We start from the raw sequence: 20886 nt of genomic DNA, 5'->3' as shown, positions 1-20886 counted from the left end.
GTTACAAACGAACGGCTCACCGAAGCTGGGTATGTATCCCTGACCGACTGTTACCTGAAAGCTCGGAACTAAATTAAGGAACCGCCGTATACCGAACGGTACGTACGGTGGTGTGAGAGGACAGGTAGGGAATTAATCCCTACCTTCCTACTCGATTACTGATAACAGTTTACATAAACAATGACATAAAAAATCCCGGACTAAAATAAAAGCCCGGGATTTTTTTATGTCTGCAATATTATAATTTGCTGAGGCACACCTTCAGGCTATCTGTCCAGTAAGGAATGGCAATTCCCAGGGTTTCTTTGATCTTATTCTTGTTAAAAACGCTATAGGCGGGCCTTTCGGCGGGCGTGGGGTATTGGTCTGTTGTAATGGGCAATAGTTCGCAACTGCTACCCGTAAGTTGTTTAATAGCAACAGCAAAATCGTACCAGCTTGTTACACCTTCATTACTGTAATGATATACACCGGCCAGTTGGGCCTCCGGGTATTCAAATTTGTGACCCAGCATCTTCAACGTAACACCAGCCAGGTCTACCGCATAGGTGGGGGTGCCGGTTTGGTCAAATACAATGTTCAATTCCGTTCTTTCGGCCATCAACTCCTTCATTCGCTTGGCGAAGTTCTGACCAAATTCAGAATACAACCAGGACGTGCGTAGAATAATAGCGTCTGGATTTTCACCCTGTGCAGCCGCTTCGCCCCGCAGTTTGGAAGCGCCATACATACTGCTAGGATTAGGTTCATCGTTTTCGGTGTAAGGGCGGTAATGCTTACCATCAAACACATAATCAGTGGATAACTGAATGAACGTAGCCTTATGTGCAAAGCTGGCTTGGGCCAGATACAACACCGCTTCAAAATTAAGTTTAAAAGCCAATTCCTCCTCCGATTCTGCCTTGTCTACGGCGGTGTAGGCTGCACAGTTTATCAGGGCGTCTACCTGATGTTGTTCGAAGTAGGCATTCACGGCATCAGCCTGCGTAATATCCAGTTCTTCCCGGTCGGTAAACAGAAAGGCGAAGTCGGGGTACTGAGTGGCAATGCTTTTAAAAGCTTGTCCGAGTTGGCCGGAAGCGCCGGTGATCAAAATATTTTTCATGCAGGAAAAAGAAAGCGGGCATTAACCCTGGTACACAAAATTATGTTCAAGGTCTGCCAGTTTGGGCAACACCTGATCTTTATCAGACACGATCGCATCTTTGAGGTCAATGCCCCAATTGATCTGCAAGGTGGGATCGTTATAAATGATACCACCTTCGCTGGCCTTGTGATAAAAGTTGTCGCATTTATACATCACTTCTGCGGTGGGGCTTAACACTGCATAGCCGTGGGCAAAGCCCTGCGGCACCAGTAGCTGGCGCTTGTTATTGGCAGAAAGGTTTATAGCGAAAGATTTTCCGTAAGTGGGCGACCCCTTTCGGATGTCTACTACTGCATCGATGATCTCTCCTTCCAGCACGCGGATAAGTTTAGTTTGTGCGTGCGGGTTCAGTTGGTAATGCAGGCCGCGCAACACGCCGTAAGAGGAGCGGGCCTGGTTGTCTTGTACAAACTGGATGTTGATGCCCTGCCCTTGGAATGTTTGGGCGTTGTAGCTTTCAAAGAAATAGCCACGGTGGTCACCATGTATAGCGGGTTCGTAGATCAGCAGGCCTGGAATTCCTGTTTCGTGAAAAGGCATGTGTAGTTAGCGTTTATTGTATTGATCCTGGTAATATTGTTGGTAAGCACCGCTGGTTACGTTGTCTAACCATGTTTCATTGGCCAGGTACCATGCTACGGTTTTTTCCAGGCCTTCCTCAAATTGCAGAGAGGGGCTCCAGCCTAGTTCTGTATTGAGTTTGGTGGCATCTATCGCATAACGTAGGTCATGGCCGGCGCGGTCTTTCACAAAGGTGATGAGCTGGGCCGAAGTGCCTGGTGCACGCTGTAGTTTTTCGTCCATGATCTTACACAGCAGGTGAATAAGGTCAATATTTTTCCACTCATTGAACCCACCAATGTTATACGTTTCGCCCAGGCGCCCATGATGAAATATGGTATCGATGGCGCGGGCATGATCTTCTACAAACAGCCAGTCGCGTATGTTATCACCCTTGCCATACACCGGTACCGGCTTGGAATGTTTGATATTGTGAATGGCCAGTGGAATAAGCTTCTCCGGGAAATGGTTGGAGCCATAATTATTGGAGCAGTTAGACAATACCACCGGCAAATGATAAGTATGGTAATAAGCCTTCACAAAATGATCGGAGCTGGCTTTGGAGGCGGAGTAAGGTGAGCGTGGATCGTAAGGCGTTTGTTCGGTAAACAGGCCTTCCTGGCCTAAGGAGCCATATACTTCGTCGGTGGAAACGTGGTAAAACAGTTTGCCATCTTCATGGCCTTTCCAATGTTGCCGGGCCACATTGAGCAAGGTGGCGGTACCCAGCACATTCGTTTTAATGAAAGCCAGCGGGTCCATAATGCTGCGATCTACATGGCTTTCTGCTGCCAGGTGGATAACTCCGTCGAAAGCGTATTGACCAAATAATGCTTCAATGCGGGCTTCATCGGTGATGTCGCCTTTTTCAAATACATAGTTGGGCTTATCCTGTATGTCCAGCAGGTTTTCCAGATTGCCCGCATAAGTGAGGGCGTCCAGGTTCACCACTTGATAATCCGGGTATTTATTCACGAAAAGTCTTACCACATGCGAGCCGATAAAACCGGCTCCTCCGGTAATAAGCAATGTACGTTTCATAATTACTTATTCAATGCTTGTTTAAAATATTCATATGTCACTTTAAGGCCTTCCTCCCGATTCACCTTTGGTTCCCAACCCAGCAGGTTCCTTGCCTTGGTGATATCTGGTTTGCGCTGCTTGGGATCGTCTTTGGGGAGCGGGTGGAAGGTAATTTTTTGGTCAGTACCGGTGAGCTTAATGATCTCTTCTGCAAATTGCAGCAGGGTAATTTCTTCCGGGTTGCCAATGTTTACCGGCAGGTGGTAGTCGCTTAACAGCAGGCGGTAGATGCCTTCTACCAGGTCTCCCACATAACAAAAGGAGCGGGTTTGAGAACCATCTCCAAATACTGTGATGTCCTGGCCGGTGAGGGCCTGGCTCATAAACGCGGGCAGGGCGCGGCCATCATTGAGGCGCATACGGGGCCCATATGTATTGAAGATGCGGATGATGCGGGTTTCCACACCATGGAAATTGTGATAGGCCATGGTAATGGATTCCAGGAAGCGCTTGGCCTCATCGTACACGCCACGGGGACCTACCGGGTTTACATTGCCCCAGTATTCTTCTGGTTGCGGATGCACATTCGGGTCGCCATATACTTCTGAGGTGGAAGCTACCAGGATGCGGGCTTTCTTTTCTTTGGCAAGGCCCAGCAGGTTATGGGTTCCTAACGAACCTACCTTCAACGTCTGGATGGGCATTTTCAGGTAATCGATCGGGCTGGCGGGAGAAGCAAAGTGCAGGATATAATCCAGTTTGCCGGGTACATGCACAAATTTAGTCACATCATGATGATAGTATTCAAAATCGGGCAGGGGGAAAAGGTGTTCAATGTTTTTAAGATTACCCGTCAGCAGGTTATCCATGCCGATTACATGATAGCCTTCCTTGATAAAGCGATCGCAAAGATGTGAGCCAAGAAAACCAGCAGCGCCGGCAATCAATATTCTTTTTTTCTCCATTTTGAAAAATGGTTAGGGGGTGAAGTGAGCAGCACGTTACACGATGGCCGTGCAACGTGCCGGTGAATTAAAGAAGTTTACTGCTGTGAAGCTGCCTGGCGGCCTACGCTTTCGTAATGAAAGCCTTGTTCCTGCATGCGTTTCACGTCGAACAGGTTACGGCCGTCAAAGATCACTTTGTTTTGCAGGGTATTGATAATGGCGTCGAAGTCCGGCGTACGGAACACGCTCCATTCGGTAGCGATAATCAGTGCATCTGCATGTTGCAGGCACTCGTACTGGTGTTCGGCATACTCCACTTTATCGCCAATCACGCGTTTCACATTTTCCATCGCTTCAGGATCGAATACGGTGATGGTGGCACCTGCGGCTACCAGTGCATCGATGATATAGAGGGCTGGCGCCTCGCGTATATCGTCTGTATTGGGCTTAAAGGCTAGGCCCCAAAGTGCAAAATGTTTGCCTTTGAGGTTGCCGCCAAAATAAGCCTGAATTTTGGGAACCAGGAATAACTTCTGTTTTTCATTCACATCGGTTACTGCGTTCAGTATCTTGAATTCATAATCCACTTCTTCTGAGGATTTCACAAGCGCCTGTACGTCCTTTGGAAAACAACTGCCGCCATAGCCGATGCCGGGAAACAGGAAGCGCTTGCCAATACGGTCGTCGCTGCCTATGCCACGGCGCACCATATCAACATCTGCGCCCAGTTTTTCGCAAAGGATGGCAATCTCGTTCATGAAGGTAATCTTGGTGGCCAGGAAGGAATTGGCCGCGTACTTAGTTAGCTCAGCAGATTTTTCGTCCATGAAGAGGATGGGATTGCCCTGGCGTACAAAGGGCGCATACAATTCTGCCATGATCTTCTGAGCGCGCTCGGAGCTGGTGCCAATTACCACACGGTCTGGCTTCATAAAGTCTTCTACTGCTACGCCTTCTCGTAGAAACTCAGGATTACTTACTACATCAAATTCCGTTACGCCATGTTTGGCAATGGCTGCATATACCTTTTCTGCCGTGCCCACCGGTACGGTGCTTTTGTCTACAATCACTTTGTAATCGGTGAGCAATTTGCCGAGGTGGTCAGATACGTTTAATATATAAGAAAGGTCGGCAGATCCATCTTCGCCCGGAGGGGTTGGCAGGGCCAGGAAAATGATCCTTGCGTCTTTGATACCTGCAGCGAGGTCTGTGGTAAAGTGCAAACGGCCTTCCTTCAGGTTACGTTCAAATAACTTCTCCAGTCCGGGTTCATAAATGGTAACCTGCCCGGAGGAAAGTTTTTTTACTTTGTTCGCATCAATGTCTACACAGGTAACATTGTTGCCTGTTTCTGCAAAGCAGGTACCTGTAACCAGGCCTACATAACCAGTGCCTACAACGGTAATTTTCATATCAGGGGCTATATTAAATTATTGAAGAAAAGATTTTACGGCTTTAATAATATGGGCCAGTTGCTCCTTATCCATCTCGGTGTGAATGGGTAAAGATACTACCTGGTGCGTAAGCGCATCGGTGGCGGGCAGGTCAAAACTAGCCCCTCCAAATGCAGCAAACATCTTTTGTCGATGAGCAGGCACCGGGTAATAGATCATGGCAGGCACTTGTTGCTGCTGTAAGTGAGCAATCAGTGCATCGCGGTCTATGCCATTCAGTTGCAATGTATATTGGTGGTATACATGGTAACTGTATGGTGCCTCGTAAGGCACGGTAAATTCAGGATGTACCGAAAAAGCTTCGTTATAGGCAGCAGCCACTCTCCGGCGTGCATGAATGTATTCGTCGAGCAAGGGCAATTTAATATTTAAAATCACTGCTTGTAAGGTATCCAGCCGGGAATTTACCCCTACCACATCATGATAATAGCGCGCGCTCTGACCGTGATTGGCCACCATGCGGATTTTGGCCGCCAGCGCATCGTCGTTGGTGAATAGGGCACCGCCATCGCCATAACCGCCCAGGTTCTTGGAAGGGAAGAAGCTGGTGCAGCCTATATGCCCTATTGCCCCGGTCTTCTTTTTAGTCCCGTCTTTAAAAGTGTATGTTCCGCCAATTGCCTGCGCATTGTCCTCAATTACGGTAATATTATGTTTTGCGGCAATGGCCATAATCGGCTCCATATCGGCGCTGTGGCCGTACAGGTGTACGGGTACAATAGCCTTTGTGCGGGGTGTAATGGCCTTTTCCACCGCCACCGGGTCCAGGCAAAACGTCTTTGGATCTACATCCACGAATATTGGCTTCAAACGCAGCAGGGCAATCACCTCGGCTGTAGCAATAAAAGTAAAGGAGGGCGTGATCACCTCGTCGCCAGGTTGCAGGTCTAGCGCCATCATGGCTATTTGCAGGGCATCTGTACCATTGGCGCAGGGTATTACATGTTTTATATCAAGATATTGTTGCAGGGCTGCTGAAAATTGCTGCACAGGTTTTCCGTTAATGAAAGCTGTATTTTCCAGGACTTCCAGGATAGCCTGATCTACCTGTGGTTTTATCTTAAGGTATTGGCGCTTCAAATCAACCATTTGAATAGGAACCATATCGGAATAGAATTTTATTTAAAGTGTGCAAATTTACGAAAATTGAAATTGGTGGTGTTACTTATCTTTGTACGCAACGGTAAAAAATATTATACGATAAAGTGATCTTATTCAGTGGATTATACAATCTTGGCATAGCCATTTACTATTTTGCGATCACCTTGTCGGCCTGGGCAGGCAAAGTAAAGGCCCGCCTGTGGAAGCAGGGCCGGTATCAGTGGCCTGTGCGGATGCATGTGGCCATTCCCCCAGGCACGCCCCTGATCTGGGTACATGCTGCTTCGCTTGGCGAGTTCGAACAGGGCCGGCCAGTACTGGAGGCTTTGCGCAGCCATTATCCATCCTATAAAATATTACTCACCTTTTTTTCGCCCTCGGGCTATGAGGTGCGCAAGGATTATCAAGGCGCCGATTACATTTTTTACCTCCCCCTGGACACGCGGCGTAATGCCCGTATTTTCCTGGATATCGCCCAGCCCCGGCTAGCGCTGTTCATCAAATATGAATTCTGGTACCATTTCCTCACAGCCTTGCATGCCCGGAACATCCCCACCCTGCTGGTGTCGGGTATTTTCAGGCCTCAACAGGTGTTTTTCAAGTGGTATGGCGGCCTCTTCCGGCAGCTACTGGAGCGGCTTACCCATATTTTTGTACAAGATGATCGTTCGCTGCAATTACTGACCAGCGCCGGTATAAAAAATGTAAGTCGCAGCGGCGATACGCGTTTCGACCGGGTTTGGGCTTTGCGAAATGAAAAGAGGACATTACCCCTGATCGAACAATTTTGTACAGGAAAACACATTCTCGTGGCCGGCAGCACCTGGCCGGAAGATGAGCAACTGCTGGCCGCCTGCTGGTCACAGATGTTGCCGGATATGGCTTTAATCCTTGCTCCGCATGAAGTGCATACAACACGTATAGATCAGCTCATGGCCATGTTTCCGCAGGCGCAACGCTATACCCGCCTGGCCGCTGGGGAAGCCCTACACAGTAATGTTTTAATCATCGATAATGTAGGGATGTTGTCGGCGCTATACCATTATGCCATGATAACCTATGTAGGTGGCGGTTTTGGAAAGGAGGGCATTCACAATATTCTTGAGCCGGCCACTTATGGAAAGCCGGTATTGTTTGGTCCCATCTTCGATAAATTTCCCGAGGCGCCAGCGCTAATTGCCGTTGGTGGCGGATTTATAGTGAAAGATGCTGCCAGTCTTTTGCGCATCCTACAACTATTTGTGCAGGATACCACCGCCTGGAATACCGCAGCCCAAGCAGCGGCGGCCTATGTAGAGGCCGGGCAGGGGGCTACCGGCAAGGTGCTCACCTATATAGCGGAAAAACGTTTTTTAAGTAATCCGTAAAAGTGTTGAACAGGGCCATAGTCGTCCTGCCAGCCCAATTTAATAGTAAGCTCCCGCTGTATCCAAAGATCGGCCTCCTGGTAGCTCCTGAACTCATTGATGGTACGTACAGAACGTTCATACATATCTACATCGCCCCGGAACAGTTCCTGTATAAATTGAAATTTATCATTTATGCCAATGGCCTGCCGAAGATCGCTGACGTGGGTGTCGCCTAGTTTATCGCCCAGTTCAATTTTAGCACTTCTTAGGCGATCATTAAGCGATGTCATATTTTTGCCAGCTAGCTCCTGCAATTCATCGCGCATGCCGGCGTTTCCTTGGGTGGGAGAAGGGGTGTCGAAAAGGGTATTGCCCGGCACTCCGTTGTTTCCTACAATTGTTTTGGGCCGGTTAGCAGAAGAATGACCATAAGACGCTGTTTCCTGTAAAAATGGTGAAGGTTTATTAGGTGCTTCCTGTGCAGGTTGCAGGTCGTCCGTAGTTACGGTTACGAAAGCACGTTCGGAAGGTTTTTCCGCTTGCATTTCGCGCGCGCTGTGTGCTGCTGCCGGAATAACACCTGGTGTAGGATGAATAGCAATATCCTCCGCCGCTGCAGGGGCCTGCTCGGCCTGGGCGGCAATGGTTTCTGCCGGAGTTTCCGGTACTGGCGGTGCCGGCACAGGTTGAGCAGTATCTGTCCGCTGTTCATCCGCAGCAGGAATGGCTGGCGCGGGTGTCGGAGTGGCAACAGTAGCTGCCGGGGATGTGGAAGTTGCCGGAACGTAGTTGGTTTCACCATCGGTGGCCTTAGCCGCAGGCATTACCACGATGGTGGCGGTACTGGCCTTTTCTGCCTTTGCGGCGGCGGGCGCTGCCCAGGTAGCAGATTTTTCTGAAAACGCCGGTTCGGTCATGGCGGCTTGTGTCCGGGAAGCCGGTAGGATCACGGCAATATTACTGGAAGTATTGGCGTAAATGTTGGGAGAAGCCAATTGCGCACGGAAAATTTCCGATTGCAGCAACTGGGTATGATAAGCAATATTTTGCAAGCCCGCATTGGAATTTTTCAATTCCTGCAACTTATCAATTAATGCATTTATTTTTTCCATGCTTTAATTGGTTTAAGTGTGAGTAATTGTTTCTTTGTACTAAAGTTACCTTTTTTCAACTAGTTTAAAATCAAAACGCTATATTATGTTTATTGAACCTTCACTTGCAGGTGGCAGACGAGGATGGATTGAAGTGATCTGTGGATCCATGTTTTCCGGTAAAACCGAAGAACTTATCCGCCGGCTAAAACGGGTGCGCATTGCCAATCTAAAAGTGGAGATTTTTAAACCTACCATTGATACACGCTACAACGAGTTGAATATTGTGTCGCACAACGAAAATAATATGGCAGCCACTCCTATCGAAAATTCTCAGCAAATACTTTTGCTGGCACAGGAGGTAGATGTAGTAGGTATTGACGAAGCACAGTTCTTTGATGCAGAACTGCCCTTCGTGTGTGACCAGCTTGCCCTGCGCGGTATTCGCGTAATTATAGCAGGACTAGACATGGACTATCTCGGCAAGCCTTTCGGGCAAATGCCCAATTTACTTGCTAAAGCGGATTACATTACCAAGCTGCATGCCATATGTGTAAAATGTGGCAATATTGCCAACTATTCTTACCGCAAAACTGCCAGCAACAATACTGTGTTGCTGGGTGAAAAAGATGTATATGAGCCACGCTGCCGCCAGCATTTTTATGAAGCGGAAGATTGATTAAGGTAAGGGAATACTTTTGGTCTTGAAGGTGAATTTTTTCTGGGTGAGATAGCTGAAGGCCACCACAAAAAAGGTAGTGAAGATTTTTGAAACGGTAGGAAAAAAATGAAAGTAATTCACGAATAGCTTCATGAATACATAATTGAGCAAAAAGCAGACCGCTACCAATACAAAATAACGGAACAACTGTACCCTGCCTTCCAGGCTGGAATTGGTGAATACAATAAATTTAGATAGCAGGAACCCCGTCGGAAAAGTAATGGCCAAAGACATAAACAGGGCTGCTATGTGCGCCGAAATGGTTACCCCGAACAGGTGTACATCGTTCTTATGCAATACAAAATGATACATCACAGAGTAAAGCACAATATCTAGTAACGTATTGCTTCCCCCACAAGCCAGGTAACGGAAAGTTTGCAATGGCATGAACTTCTCGAACGGCTTGTAGAAAAAGTCTATAATATTTAATATAAACTGTCGCATAAGATGGCGCAAAGTTATAATTTTCCGTTTTGTCTTTTTGCCCGTAGGTCTTTATTTATTGTTAATTCATCAAGGTTTAATCTCCATGGCACTGGGCGTTTATTCAAATGTAAGACCAGCCAAAGCAGGCATAGAGCAGTGAGTCTGCTTACGGAACAGGGGGACTTTGTGCCGCTGCTGTTATCGTAAATCCCTTCTTTTCACCCAGTTGCTGTTGTGTCCACTGTTGGGCAATGCTGCTGCTGCGCCGCTGGCTTGCTGTTGCCAGAGCTGAACCGCCAGTATGGCCGCAGCCTGCGCGGCGTTGGCCGATGGCACATCCAAAGCGTCCGGGGTGAAATATTTACCGATGAAACCGGTATCAAACTGCCCGTTTACAAAGGCGGGTTGTTGCAAGGCCCAGGCGCCAAAAGGCAGGGTGGTGGTAATACCTTTTACCTGGTATTCGCCAATGGCACGGATGAGGCGCTCCCGGGCTTCGTCGCGATCTTTACCCCAGGCGATCAGCTTGGCGATCATTGGATCGTAATAAATAGGAATGTCCATGCCTTCCTCGTAACCATCATCTACCCGCACCCCATAACCCTGCGGGCGTACGTAGGTTTCCAGACGGCCCGTATCTGGCAGGAAATTATTGGCAGGGTCTTCGGCGCATACCCGCAGTTCTATGGCGTGTCCACTAATGGATAAATCTTCCTGATGGAAAGATAGCGCCTCCCCCCGGGCAATGCGGATCTGTTCTTTCACCAGGTCTAGCCCGGTAATCAGTTCCGTAACCGGGTGTTCCACTTGCAGGCGGGTATTCATTTCCAGGAAATAAAAGTTCAATTGTTCGTCTACCAAGAACTCCACCGTACCGGCCCCATAATATTGGCAGGCGCGGGCTACGTCCAGGGCGCACTTGCCCATGGCAGCCCTTACCGCGGGGGTAAGGCAGGAAGATGGAGCTTCCTCGATAAGCTTTTGGTGGCGGCGCTGTACGGAACACTCCCGTTCAAAGAGATATACATAATGGCCATGCTGATCGCCTAGCACCTGTATTTCAATGTGGCGGGGAGCCGTTACATATTTTTCAATAAATACTGCATCGTCGCCAAAGGCACTTTTGGCTTCGCTTTTGGCCATGGCGATCTGCTCGGCCAGCTCACTTTCCGCATTTACCACACGCATTCCCTTTCCGCCACCGCCTGCAGAGGCTTTGATCAGGATAGGGAAACCGGTTTTTTTAACAACTTCCTGGGCTTCTTCCAAGCTGCGCAAGGGCGTTTCCGTACCCGGAACCATGGGTACGCCAAAGGCCTGTGCGGCCTGTTTGGCAGATAACTTACTGCCCATCATCTCGATAGCCTGTGAAGAAGGACCAATGAAAATAAGCCCCGCCGCCGTTACTGCCGCGGCAAATCCGGCATTCTCGCTGAGGAAGCCATATCCAGGATGAATGGCGTCGGCACCGGTTTGTTTGGCTACGGCAATTATCTTTTCGCCCAGCAGGTACGATTGGTTGGAAGGGGCAGGGCCTATGCATACCGCTTCATCCGCATACTGTACAAAAGGCATGGTCCGATCGGCAGCTGAAAACACCGCCACCGTTTTAATCCCCATTTCTCTTGCAGACCGCATGACACGCAGCGCTATTTCGCCACGATTTGCTACTAAGATTTTTTGCATAGCCCTAAAGATAGGGAAAACAAGCTTTCACAATGGCTGCGTAAAGTCAATTATCTTTGCCCCCGTGAAACACTCTCTGCATCAGATCTGGACGCTGGTAAAAAAAGATATTTTGCTCGAATGGCGGCAACAGTACGCCTTCTTCGGCATATTGTTGTATGTAGTATCTACGGTGTTTGTAATTAACCTGATGATGGGCAAACCGGAGGAAAAAACCTGGAATGCCCTGTTCTGGGTCGTGCAATTGTTTGTGTCGGTGAATGCCATTGCCAAAAGTTTTTTTCAGGAAAACCGGGGGCGCATGCTATATTTTTATAGCCTGGTACATCCCCGGCATTTCATCATTGCCAAATTAATCTATAACCTGTTACTCATGTCGCTCATGAGTTTAATTGTACTGCTTTGCTGTTTTATCTTCCTGGGAAATCCCCTCATTAACTTCAGCTACTTCTTTGGGGTAGTTATCCTGGGGGGCGTCAGTTTGTCGCTGGTGTTTACCATGTTGGCGGCTATTGCAGCCCAGGCCAATCAAAATGCGGCGCTAATGGCCATCATGGGGTTCCCGGTAATAATGCCGGTGCTAATGCTGCTGGGCAATGTGTCTCGCTCCGCTTTTACGGCGGTGGTGCAGCCAGGACTACCCCAAATGTTTGTATGGCTGGTGGGCATGGATGTACTGACCATCGCCCTGGCCCTGGTGCTATTCCCGTTTTTATGGAGCGATTAAATTTTAGAATGGTTAAATAAGTATATGGTTAATTACCTATTTTTTAAATGCTTACTTACATTTTGTCGAATTGTTCAAGCATTCCAGTCTATCCCGCACAGCCATCTAAACAGGGCGATTTATAAGGGATCGTTTGTTAATAAAGTCTTTGTCATATAACACAAATCGCGTAGGTTTGCCCCCAATTATTGCATATAAAAAATGACCAGATATTGGTGGAAAGTGTTGGCAGTACTGATCCTGCTGTACACGATCATAGCGGGTTTAACGATTCAGATTCCCATGATTGGAACGAATGCAGAGTCTTCCCGGGGCCTCTTCTTCCATGTGCCCATGTGGATCGCGATGTATACATTATTTACCATTTCCGTTGTCAACTCGTTATTGTACCTTGTTAAATACGACCTAAAGCGGGATGTAGCGGCTAGTTCCGCTGCCAACGTAGGCACCTTTTTCGGGGTGCTGGGTTTTGCCACCGGTACACTATGGGCTACCTATACCTGGGGAAGTACCCTGCCTACAGATCCTAAACAGATGAGTACTGCCCTGGCTTTGTTCATTTACATGGCTTACCTGGTATTGCGCATGTCTATTCAGGATATTGACAAGCGGGCCCGCATCTCTGCAGTGTTCAACGTATTTGCTTTTGCACTGCTCATTCCATTAACGTATATCATTCCCCGTATGGTGGATTCTCTGCATCCCGGCGCCGGTAATACCCCCGGTTTTTCCAAAGATGATACCGACCACCATATGATGATGGTTTTTTACCCGGCCATGGTGGGATGGGCCTTACTCGGCGTATGGTTGTACTCCCTGCAAATGCGATACAGGAAACTTGAATTAAAAAATATCTTCGGTAATGATCGTCCGTAAAGCGTTGTCCGGTTGTTTTACGCTGTTTTTAATGTGCCTTTCCCTGCTGGCCAGCGCCCAGCAACAGAATACGGAGAAAGGTCCCGTCAATGAATTTTTCCGCAGCAACGGTAAAATATATGTGGTAGTAGGCGTGCTTGTCATCATCTTCCTGGGTATTGTGCTCTTCCTCGTGAGGTTAGACCGCAAGATCAGTAAGCTGGAACAGCGCCAGCAGCCATGATTTTAGTCTAACCTACCAAAACAATTCTTATGGTTACAACAACTGCGCAGGAGCAACAAACGTACTCCTTCTTTGAGAGCGTAGAGAAAAGCTTCGACAAAGCATCTAAATTCACCAAATGGGAGAGCGGCATCCTTGAGCAAATTAAGGCCTGCAACGCTGTGTACCGCATGAAATTTCCCGTACGTGTCGGCAACGACATTGAAGTGATTGAAGCCTACCGTGTACAACACTCTCATCACAAACTGCCCTGCAAAGGCGGTATCCGGTTCAGCGAAGAAGTGAACCAGGACGAAGTAATGGCCCTGGCTGCCCTGATGACCTACAAATGCGCCATTGTAAATGTACCTTTTGGCGGTGCCAAAGGTGGTCTCAAGATCAATCCCCGCAATTATACGCCCTTTCAACTGGAAGCCATCACCCGTCGTTACACCGCAGAACTGGTGAAAAAGAACTTCATTGGTCCTGGCGTAGACGTACCCGCCCCCGACTATGGTACCGGTGAGCGCGAGATGAGCTGGATACTGGATACCTACATCAGCCTGCGCCCTGGCGAAGTAGATGCTTATGGCTGCGTAACCGGCAAGCCCCTGCACCTGGGTGGTGTACGTGGCCGCCGCGAAGCCACCGGCCTGGGTGTATTCTATGGCCTGCGCGAACTGTGCAACATCAAAGAAGAAATGGATCGCCTGGGCTTGCCCACCGGCATTGAAGGAAAACGCGTAATTGTGCAGGGAATGGGAAACGTGGGATACCACGCCGCCAAATACTTCCACGAAGCCGGCGCCAAAGTAATTTGCCTCATCGAGTGGGATGGTGCCATTTTCAACGACCAGGGCCTGGAACCCGATGAAGTGCTGAAACACCGCAATGCCACTGGTTCTATCAAAAATTTCCCTGGAGCGGTAGATCTGGAAAAAAATACCATGGGCCTGGAACTGGATTGCGATATCCTGATCCCTGCCGCCCTGGAAAATGTGATCGACGGCAAGAATGCGGCCAATGTGAAGGCCCGCATTATAGGCGAAGCGGCCAATGGCCCCCTCACGCCTGAAGCCGATGAGATTCTCAGCGCCAAAGGTGTGATCGTAGTTCCTGATATGTTCCTGAATGCTGGGGGGGTAACGGTTTCCTACTTCGAATGGCTGAAAAACCTCAGCCACGTGCGCTATGGCCGACTGGGCAAGCGTTTCGATGAAAACATGAACATCCACATCCTCAGTGTGATCGAAGACATGACCGGTAAGAAAGTGTCTGATAAAGAAAGAAAATTTATCGCCCACGGTGCCGATGAAGTAGACCTGGTTTATTCCGGCCTGGAAGAAACCATGATCACTGCGCTGCACGAGGTGCGCCAGAAAATGCTGGACAACCCCGAGATCAAAGACATGCGTACCGCCGCTTATGTGTGCGCCATCGATAAGGTAGGCGCTTCTTATGAGCAGTTGGGCATCTTCCCATGATTTTTTATTTCCTGGGAAAACAAAACCGCGGCAGGCTTGGCTTACCGCGGTTTTTTTTATCGATATATAAAATGAAATATAAGCAGGTTATGCGAACGGGTAGGAAGGCAGTGCTTGTACAAATTCCCATTGTTGGCGTGCTGCATTGCCATAGCAGCAAAAGGTATTTACACCATTAGTAATCACCAGGTAGGAAGAAGAAAGCACCATCTGGTAGCGGTTTATCTGCTCCAGGGTGAGCTGGCCTAAGGGAATGGTCATTTCCTTGCATTCCACAATCATCCAGGGCTGCATTTGCCGGTTGTACACCACAATGTCGCAACGCTTGCGCAATGTACCCAGCATCAATTCTTTTTCAATGCCGATCAGCGAGGCAGGATACTGCAACGTTTGGGTAAGGTAAGCCAGGAAATTTTGCCTTACCCATTCTTCCGGGGTAAGTACCACATACTTTTTCCGCCAGGCGTCGAAGATCAGTTCTTTGCCGTCCTGCCGCTGTATTTTAAAATTGGGTGTCGGAAAGGTGATGGCGATCATGGGGCAAAACTAGTGAACGCTTACGGGTTTGCACAAAAAATCGTAGCTTCATTTGTCAAAAAGAAGATGAAGACAAAAGAGGAAATTGTCACCAACTGGTTGCCCCGCTACACCGGTGAGAAGTTGGGCAACTTTGGCTCTCACATTCTGCTTACCAACTTTTCCAATTACTTGAAACTATTTGCCGAATGGAATAAGGTGGAGATCGTAGGCACCGACCGCCCTATGCAGTGCGCTACCGCCGGTGATATTACCATCATTAATTTTGGCATGGGCAGCCCCAGTGCCGCCACCGTGATGGACCTGCTGAGCGCCATAGAACCCAAAGCCGTTTTGTTTTTAGGTAAATGCGGTGGGCTTAAAAAGAAAAACACCATCGGAGACCTTATACTACCCATTGCGGCCATCCGTGGCGAGGGTACCTCTAATGATTACTTTCCGCCAGAAGTGCCTGCCATGCCTGCTTTTGCCCTGCAAAAAGCCATCTCCACCACCATCCGCGAATATGGATGCGACTACTGGACCGGCACCTGCTACAGCACTAACCGACGGGTGTGGGAACACGACCTTGAGTTTAAAAAATACCTGGAACAAGTAAGGGCTATGGCAATCGATATGGAAACCGCCACCATTTTCTCAGTAGGCTTTTTCAATAAAATACCCACCGGTGCTTTGTTGCTCGTGTCCGATTCTCCCATGATTCCTGAAGGCGTAAAAACTGAAGAAAGTGATAAAAAAGTAACAGTTACCTATGTGGAACGTCACCTGAAAATTGGGATCGATTCGCTGAAGAACCTGATCAACAGCCACCAGACCGTAAAACACCTCCGTTTTTAAGGAGGGCTACCTACCTTGCACGACGACTATCTCCAGCCGCTGAACTAAACTTTTTACATGCCGGCACCTTTACTCCAGGTCAATCATTTACAAGTATCATTCTCCGTCAATGACCATACTGCTACGGCGGTCAGCGATATTAGTTTTGCCCTTCATGCCGGCGAAATACTTGGCATAGTGGGAGAGTCTGGCTCGGGCAAGTCTGTTACTGCAATGTCTATCCTGCGCTTGTTGCCACCCACGGCCACCATCGGAGGGGAAATACTTTTTCAGCCACCCGGCCAGGAGCAGCCTTCTTCTATAATTGCCCTGCAGGATGCGGCCATGCGAACCTTGCGCGGTCGCCACATCGGGATGATTTTCCAGGAGCCTATGTCTTCCCTTAATCCCCTCATGACCTGTGGTCGCCAGGTGATGGAGGTAATCCGCCTTCATAAAAAAGTGAGCAAAGCTATCGCCCGCGCACAAACCCTGGCCCTCTTCCAAAAAGTACAGCTTCCTGATCCGGAATTAATACTAGACCGCTATCCTCATGAACTATCCGGCGGGCAGAAACAACGTGTCATGATCGCCATGGCCATTAGTTGTGAACCCCAATTGCTGATTGCCGACGAGCCAACCACCGCCCTGGATGTAACCGTACAAAAGGAGATCCTTCAGTTACTTCAGCAATTGCAGCGGGAAACCGGTATGGGCATGATGTTCATTACCCATGATCTTGGTGTGGTGGCCTCCCTGGCCCACCGGGTAATGGTAATGTACAAAGGGGGCATTGTGGAAACCGGTGAGGTAGCTGCCGTATTTGGCCATCCCGTGCACGCCTATACGAAAAGTCTGCTGGCCTGCCGCCCCCCGTCTACCGTGCGCCTGCGGCGGCTTCCGGTAACCGCCGATTTTGTGGACCATAATGTGCAAGGGCAACTGGTAGAAAAAAATACATCCGTACCTGCCTTCCTGCAATCGCTGGTACTGGACCCTGCAATATGGCGGGTGAGGGAACAGCAGTTGGAAAAGAGTCAGCACCTGCTGGAAGTACGCAACCTCCAGACCTGGTTCCCCTTACGGCGGAAAGGATGGGGGAAGCCGGCACATTTCGTGAAAGCCGTGAATGATGTGAGTTTTGATGTACGTCAGGGTGAAATACTGGGCCTGGTAGGAGAGTCCGGCTCCGGCAAAACCACGCTGGGCCGCACATTGTTGCGGCTCATCGAGCCTACCGCTGGCACCATTTTGTACAAAGGCCAAAATATCCGCCAGCACAGTGCCGAGGCCATGCGCACCCTACGTAAGGATATGCAGCTCGTTTTCCAGGACCCTTATTCCGCGTTGAATCCCCGCCTTACTATTGGCCACGCCATTCAGGAGCCGCTGAAAGTGCATGGTATGCTGGAAAGCGATGCAGCCCGCAAAACGCGCGTACTCGAATGGCTGGACCGCGTGCAGCTACTGCCTTCGCATTACGATCGATATCCCCATGAATTTTCCGGTGGCCAGCGACAACGCATCGTCATGGCCCGGGCGCTGGCTCTGGAGCCATCTTTTGTAATTTTCGACGAATCTGTATCTGCCCTGGATGTAAGCATACAGGCGCAGGTATTGAATCTGCTCATGGATCTGCGCAATGACATGGGCTTTACCTGTATTTTCATTTCACACGACCTGTCTGTGGTGCGTTTCGTAAGCGATCGCATCATGGTGATGCAGCAGGGTCGTATTATGGAGCTTGGCAGTGCCGACCAGGTCTACCATCATCCCCAATCTCCTTATACCCGGCAGCTACTGGCTGCTATTCCCGGCGCCTCCTTGTAAGTCTTGCAATGTTTTTGATAGAATAATGATTAATACCTACCTTCGCAGACTTAATTAATATTTATTCATACCGTAATATGAAACTATCACAGTTTAAATTCGATCTTCCGCTTAATCTTATCGCGCAGCACCCTTCCAAAACCAGAGATGAATCCCGCTTGATGGTAGTACACCGTGCCACCGGCAAGATCGAACACAAGCTCTTTAAGGACGTGATCAATTATTTCAACGACAAGGACGTGATGATTGTGAACAACACCAAAGTATTTCCTGCACGCCTGTATGGCCGCAAAGAAAAAACCGGTGCTAAAATTGAAGTGTTCCTGCTCCGCGAACTCAACAAGCAAAACCGTCTCTGGGATGTTATTGTAGATCCTGCCCGTAAAATACGCGTAGGAAACAAACTCTACTTTGGCGATGATGAAACACTGGTAGCAGAAGTAATCGACAACACCACTTCTCGTGGCCGTACCATCCGTTTCCTTTTTGAAGGCAACGACGAAGAGTTTAAACAAGTGTTAGATAGCCTGGGTGAAACCCCACTGCCGAAATACATTAAACGTAAACCCGAGGAAGAAGACAAGGAACGTTATCAAACTGTGTACGCCAAGTATGAAGGTGCGGTAGCCGCTCCCACCGCTGGTTTGCACTTCAGCCGTGAACTTATCAAACGCTTAGAGATCAAAGGTGTTAAGTTTGCAGAAGTAACTTTGCACACTGGTCTCGGTACTTTCCGCCCAATTGAAGTAGAAGACCTGAGCAAGCATAAAATGGATGCAGAATATTTTCACATCGATGAACATGCCGTGAAAGTGGTGAACAAAGCAAAAGAAGAAAACCGTAAGATCTGCGCCATCGGTACCACCAGCGTGCGCGCTGTAGAAAGTTCTGTAACTGCACAGAACCACCTAAAAGCCGCAGAAGGATGGACGAATACCTTTATTCATCCACCCTACGATTTTTCCATTCCCAATGCCCTGGTGACCAACTTTCACCTTCCTAAAACCAGCCTGCTCATCATGGTATGTGCATTTGCCGGTTACGACCTGGTGATGGAAGCTTACCAGCAGGCCATCAAAGAAAAATACCGCTTCTTCAGTTATGGCGATGCCATGCTGATCCTCTAAGCGATCATCGTATAATCGTAAAAGTCCTGCAAAAACTTGCAGGACTTTTCTTTTTTTGAGTAATCTTGCAGCATATCTATTTCATTTTATGAGCATCAATCGGAGAAAGATAGCCATTATTGTTGCCGGCGGATCGGGCGTGCGCATGGGCAGCTCCATTCCAAAGCAGTTCCTGCCACTGGCAGGAAAGCCGGTGCTGGCGCATACTATACAGGCCTTCGCTAATGCTTATGAAGATATGGAGATCATATTAGTGCTGCCGCTGGCGCATTTTGATTATGCCCGAGATATCCTGGAAGGTTTTAATAAACCTCCTCGTGTACAGGTGATTGCCGGTGGAGATACTCGTTTTCATTCCGTAAAAAATGGCTTAGACCAGGTAAAGGGGGATGCCGTGATCTTTGTGCACGACGGGGTGCGACCTTTAGTAACGGCTGCCCTCATTCACCGTTGTTACGAGGCCGCTTTGCAGTATGGCAGCGCCATCCCGGTGGTGCCGATGAAAGATAGTATTCGGGTAGTGCATGAAAATGGTAATGCCGCTGCAGACCGAGATCGGTATAAAATTGTCCAGACCCCGCAGACTTTCTCCGCCAGTATATTGATCCCTGCATTTGAACAACCCTACGATCCCTTATTTACTGATGAGGCTTCCGTGGTAGAAACGGCGGGCCATGCCATTCACCTCGTGACCGGCGATCCTGAAAACATCAAAATCACACAACCCCAAGATCTGGTGATAGCTGCAGCTTTGCTGGGTGGACATTAGCTTTGCTCAAAGGCAATTTTCTACTATTAAACTTCCGGCTGCGATTGCCCGATCTTTTGGAGGATTTGGTGGGCTACTTCCAATGCTTGCAAACCATCAATCACGCCTACAGCCACCGGTTTATTTTGCAAAATACTATCGCGGAAAAGTTCCAGTTCCATGCGGATGGCATTGGATTGTTTAATCTCCGGGTTGTCGATGGCAATGGTTTTTTTGCCATCATTTGTATCGATATCCAGCGTAAAGAGGCCGGCGTCTGCAGGCGTTTTGATCTTGATGATCTCTGTTTTTTTATCCAGGAAGTCGATGCCAATGTAGGCATCCTTTTGGAAGAGGCGCATTTTGCGCATTTTTTTCAGGGAAATGCGGCTGGAAGTAAGGTTGGCTACACAGCCGTTGTGAAATTCTATGCGTACGTTGGCAATATCGGGAGTATTGCTCATAACCGATACGCCGCTGGCAGAAATACGGTTAATGGTAGATTTCACAATGCTAAGTACAATGTCGATGTCATGGATCATGAGGTCCAGGATTACGCTCACATCTGTGCCACGTGGGTTAAACTCGGCCAGGCGATGCACTTCTATGAACATGGGATTCAAATCGTATCCCTTCAACGCCAGAAAGGCCGGGTTAAAGCGTTCTACATGTCCCACCTGAAACTTAATATGTGCTTCATCCACCAGTTTTACAAGCGTTTTAGCTTCTTCCACGGTATTAGTGATGGGCTTCTCCACAAACACATGTTTACCATTTCGGATGGCCAGTTCACAAAGATTGTAGTGTAAAGTAGTGGGTGCTACAATGTCAATGGCATTTACAGACTGAATAAGTTCTTCGGCAATGGTGAAACGGGGAATGTTGTATTGTGTTGTCACGCTAGCAGCATGGGCATTGCTTGGATCATAAAAGCCTACCACCTCTACATCTTTCATGGTCATCAGTTGAGAAAGATGAATTTTGCCCAGGTGCCCTACGCCGAAGATTCCTATTTTAAGCATAACGATTTTTA

General features: G+C 48.6%; 21 protein-coding genes. 10 read left to right on the top strand and 11 right to left on the bottom strand.

All coding sequences use genetic code 11. The features are described 5' to 3' along the window. Positions 1–238: 238 nt before the first annotated feature. The 6 genes from rfbD to GA0116948_RS03070 all read right to left on the bottom strand — a co-directional run bounded on the left by rfbD (position 239) and on the right by GA0116948_RS03070 (position 6236). Positions 239–1105, bottom strand: a complete 867-nt coding sequence (gene rfbD, locus GA0116948_RS03095; protein ID WP_089708867.1) for a dTDP-4-dehydrorhamnose reductase — start codon at positions 1103–1105, stop codon at positions 239–241. Positions 1106–1126: 21 nt separating this feature from the next. Then, the gene (rfbC, locus tag GA0116948_RS03090; RefSeq protein WP_089708866.1) at positions 1127–1687 is read right to left on the bottom strand and encodes a dTDP-4-dehydrorhamnose 3,5-epimerase; all 561 of its coding nucleotides are present in this window, start codon (positions 1685–1687) and stop codon (positions 1127–1129) included. Between the two features lie 6 nt (positions 1688–1693). Continuing rightward, positions 1694–2749 (bottom strand): dTDP-glucose 4,6-dehydratase, encoded by a 1056-nt coding sequence (rfbB, locus tag GA0116948_RS03085; protein WP_089708865.1) that lies wholly within the window; start codon positions 2747–2749, stop codon positions 1694–1696. Between the two features lie 2 nt (positions 2750–2751). After that, positions 2752–3696 (bottom strand): UDP-glucuronic acid decarboxylase family protein, encoded by a 945-nt coding sequence (locus tag GA0116948_RS03080; protein WP_089708864.1) that lies wholly within the window; start codon positions 3694–3696, stop codon positions 2752–2754. A gap of 77 nt (positions 3697–3773) precedes the next feature. Next, positions 3774–5090 carry a UDP-glucose dehydrogenase family protein gene (locus GA0116948_RS03075; protein WP_089708862.1) on the bottom strand — a complete coding sequence of 439 codons (1317 nt, stop codon included), beginning with the start codon at positions 5088–5090 and terminating at the stop codon, positions 3774–3776. An 18-nt stretch (positions 5091–5108) separates the two neighbouring features. Next, positions 5109–6236: a DegT/DnrJ/EryC1/StrS family aminotransferase gene (locus GA0116948_RS03070; RefSeq protein ID WP_089708860.1), complete on the bottom strand. Its 1128-nt coding sequence runs from the start codon at positions 6234–6236 to the stop codon at positions 5109–5111. 101 nt (positions 6237–6337) lie between these two features. On the opposite strand from GA0116948_RS03070, the gene GA0116948_RS03065 reads away from it, so the two are divergent. Continuing rightward, a complete protein-coding gene (locus GA0116948_RS03065; RefSeq protein ID WP_089708857.1) occupies positions 6338–7600 on the top strand; it encodes a 3-deoxy-D-manno-octulosonic acid transferase in 1263 nt (420 codons plus the stop codon). On the opposite strand, the gene GA0116948_RS03060 is transcribed toward GA0116948_RS03065, so the two are convergent. Next, positions 7564–8694, bottom strand: a complete 1131-nt coding sequence (locus GA0116948_RS03060; protein WP_089708855.1) for a hypothetical protein — start codon at positions 8692–8694, stop codon at positions 7564–7566. The genes GA0116948_RS03065 and GA0116948_RS03060 overlap by 37 nt on opposite strands. 85 nt (positions 8695–8779) lie before the next feature. Between GA0116948_RS03060 and GA0116948_RS03055 the strand changes: the two genes are divergently transcribed. Further along, positions 8780–9352, top strand: coding sequence for a thymidine kinase (locus tag GA0116948_RS03055; RefSeq protein WP_089708852.1), 573 nt, complete (start codon positions 8780–8782; stop codon positions 9350–9352). On the opposite strand, the gene GA0116948_RS03050 is transcribed toward GA0116948_RS03055, so the two are convergent. Continuing rightward, positions 9353–9838: a GtrA family protein gene (locus tag GA0116948_RS03050; protein WP_089708850.1), complete on the bottom strand. Its 486-nt coding sequence runs from the start codon at positions 9836–9838 to the stop codon at positions 9353–9355. A gap of 180 nt (positions 9839–10018) precedes the next feature. Next, a complete protein-coding gene (locus GA0116948_RS03045) occupies positions 10019–11506 on the bottom strand; it encodes an acetyl-CoA carboxylase biotin carboxylase subunit (protein WP_089708849.1) in 1488 nt (495 codons plus the stop codon). A 64-nt stretch (positions 11507–11570) separates the two neighbouring features. On the opposite strand from GA0116948_RS03045, the gene GA0116948_RS03040 reads away from it, so the two are divergent. The 4 genes from GA0116948_RS03040 to GA0116948_RS03025 all read left to right on the top strand — a co-directional run bounded on the left by GA0116948_RS03040 (position 11571) and on the right by GA0116948_RS03025 (position 14795). Then, positions 11571–12233: a heme exporter protein CcmB gene (locus GA0116948_RS03040; protein ID WP_240619119.1), complete on the top strand. Its 663-nt coding sequence runs from the start codon at positions 11571–11573 to the stop codon at positions 12231–12233. Between the two features lie 201 nt (positions 12234–12434). Next, positions 12435–13109, top strand: coding sequence for a cytochrome c biogenesis protein CcsA (gene ccsA / locus GA0116948_RS03035; protein ID WP_089708846.1), 675 nt, complete (start codon positions 12435–12437; stop codon positions 13107–13109). After that, complete coding sequence (locus GA0116948_RS21405; RefSeq protein WP_205686021.1) at positions 13096–13332, top strand: CcmD family protein; 237 nt, start codon at positions 13096–13098, stop codon at positions 13330–13332. Before ccsA ends, GA0116948_RS21405 begins: the two co-directional genes overlap by 14 nt. 29 nt (positions 13333–13361) lie before the next feature. After that, the gene (locus tag GA0116948_RS03025) at positions 13362–14795 is read left to right on the top strand and encodes a Glu/Leu/Phe/Val family dehydrogenase (protein ID WP_089708844.1); all 1434 of its coding nucleotides are present in this window, start codon (positions 13362–13364) and stop codon (positions 14793–14795) included. Between the two features lie 87 nt (positions 14796–14882). Here GA0116948_RS03025 and GA0116948_RS03020 read toward each other — a convergent pair whose 3' ends face one another. Then, positions 14883–15332, bottom strand: coding sequence for a type I restriction enzyme HsdR N-terminal domain-containing protein (locus GA0116948_RS03020; RefSeq protein WP_089708841.1), 450 nt, complete (start codon positions 15330–15332; stop codon positions 14883–14885). Between the two features lie 66 nt (positions 15333–15398). Here GA0116948_RS03020 and GA0116948_RS03015 point away from each other — a divergent pair, with 66 nt between their 5' ends. The 4 genes from GA0116948_RS03015 (at position 15399) to GA0116948_RS03000 (ending at position 19874) form a co-directional block, all read left to right on the top strand. Continuing rightward, on the top strand, positions 15399–16169 hold the full coding sequence (locus tag GA0116948_RS03015) for an AMP nucleosidase (protein WP_089708839.1): 771 nt from the start codon (positions 15399–15401) through the stop codon (positions 16167–16169). Positions 16170–16226: 57 nt separating this feature from the next. Further along, positions 16227–17978: an ABC transporter ATP-binding protein gene (locus GA0116948_RS03010; protein WP_089708837.1), complete on the top strand. Its 1752-nt coding sequence runs from the start codon at positions 16227–16229 to the stop codon at positions 17976–17978. Positions 17979–18055: 77 nt separating this feature from the next. Further along, a complete protein-coding gene (gene queA, locus GA0116948_RS03005) occupies positions 18056–19105 on the top strand; it encodes a tRNA preQ1(34) S-adenosylmethionine ribosyltransferase-isomerase QueA (RefSeq protein WP_089708835.1) in 1050 nt (349 codons plus the stop codon). A gap of 88 nt (positions 19106–19193) precedes the next feature. Next, positions 19194–19874, top strand: coding sequence for a 2-C-methyl-D-erythritol 4-phosphate cytidylyltransferase (locus tag GA0116948_RS03000; protein ID WP_089708834.1), 681 nt, complete (start codon positions 19194–19196; stop codon positions 19872–19874). A 26-nt stretch (positions 19875–19900) separates the two neighbouring features. On the opposite strand, the gene GA0116948_RS02995 is transcribed toward GA0116948_RS03000, so the two are convergent. Beyond that, positions 19901–20875 carry a Gfo/Idh/MocA family protein gene (locus GA0116948_RS02995; RefSeq protein ID WP_089708832.1) on the bottom strand — a complete coding sequence of 325 codons (975 nt, stop codon included), beginning with the start codon at positions 20873–20875 and terminating at the stop codon, positions 19901–19903. Between the last annotated feature and the right edge of the window lie 11 nt (positions 20876–20886).

Origin of the sequence: Chitinophaga costaii, assembly GCF_900094705.1 — a bacterium.
Classification (GTDB): Bacteria; Bacteroidota; Bacteroidia; order Chitinophagales; family Chitinophagaceae; genus Chitinophaga; species Chitinophaga costaii.
This window is presented reverse-complemented; position numbering and strand designations above follow the sequence as displayed.